The 1,207-nt window shown below is 59.6% G+C and carries 2 protein-coding genes; one reads left to right on the top strand and one right to left on the bottom strand.

Annotated features, from left to right (window positions below):
- Window positions 1-316 (bottom strand): alpha/beta hydrolase (locus tag OQK_RS00780; protein ID WP_038860165.1); only part of this gene is annotated, 316 nt, incomplete at its 3' end.
- A 135-nt stretch (window positions 317-451) separates the two neighbouring features.
- On the opposite strand from OQK_RS00780, the gene OQK_RS00775 reads away from it, so the two are divergent.
- Window positions 452-1,207, top strand: a 756-nt coding sequence (locus OQK_RS00775; protein WP_016770684.1) for a LysR family transcriptional regulator, incomplete at its 3' end; no start/stop codon positions are given.

The following is a 1,207-nucleotide window of genomic DNA, read 5'->3' as shown; positions in this document are numbered from 1 at the left end:
CCCAGAACGACAGATCCAGCGACAGGGTGACAAAGCCCTGCTCCGCCAGTTTCTGTGCGTACAGACTGGCGCTCTGCTCCTTCACCGCGCCCATCGGATGACCAACGATAATCGCCGCGCTGCGCGCTGCCGGGTCGAGTCCTTTAGGGACAAACAGGTTGCCGACCACGGTGAGTTGATATTGATTTTTGAAGCTGACCTTCTGCACGGTCACCCTGTCGCTCTTGAAGAAATTGTCGGCACCGTGGGACATGTCAGCTCCGAATGCAGTAAATGAACTCAGGAGAAACCCGAGCAGTATGAACAGTCGTTTCATGGGGGGCGTCCTTGATCGAGAAGCCAGGCGTGGCCGGGATGAAGGTATTGTTGCGCAGGCTTGAGGCTTTGATTAGCTAATGAGTGCTTAATGCGGTTATAAACACTGCTAATCAATAAACCTGAGCATTGCGCCATGGCCAAACCCAACTTCAATGACCTGCTCGCCTTCGTCACCGTGGCCCGCACCGGCAGTTTCACCCGCGCGGCGGTGCAACTGGGCGTGACGCAATCGGCGGTGAGCCAGGTAGTCTCGGCGCTGGAAGCGCGTCTGAAAATTCGCCTGCTGACCCGCACCACACGCAGCGTGTCACTGACGGCGGCCGGCGAACGTTTGCTGCACACCGTGGGTCATCGTTTCGATGAGATCGAAGCCGAACTGGACGCGCTGACCGAGTTGCGCGACAAGCCTGCCGGTACGGTGCGCATCACCTGCGGCGACAACATCATCAAGACCACTCTGCTGCCCAAGCTGACGCCACTATTGCTGCAATACCCGGACATCAAGCTCGAGTTCGATATCAACTACGGTTTCCGTGACATCGTTGCCGACCGCTTCGATGCCGGCGTGCGTTTCAGCGATACCGTCGCCCAGGACATGATCGCCGTACCGATCGGCCCGCCGCTGCGCATGGCCGTCGTCGCCTCGCCCGACTACTTTGCCCGGCACCCCGCCCCGCAACATCCGCGCGACCTGGCGGCGCACCGCTGCATCGACATTCGATTTCCGACCTACGACGGTGTCGATGCCTGGGAATTTGAGCGTCAGGGCAAAAAGCTGAAAGTGCGGGTCGACGGCCAACTGGTGTTCAACTCCACCGTGCACATCGCCGACGCCGCTGTGAACGGGCTGGGGATTGCCTACCTGCCTGAAGACGAGTTCGGTGCGCAT

The sequence above is a fragment of the Pseudomonas sp. R62 genome (assembly GCF_000257605.1).
Taxonomy (GTDB): domain Bacteria; phylum Pseudomonadota; class Gammaproteobacteria; order Pseudomonadales; family Pseudomonadaceae; genus Aquipseudomonas; species Aquipseudomonas atacamensis.
The sequence above is the reverse complement of the archived record's forward strand: the minus strand, read 5'-3'. Positions and strand labels throughout refer to the sequence as shown.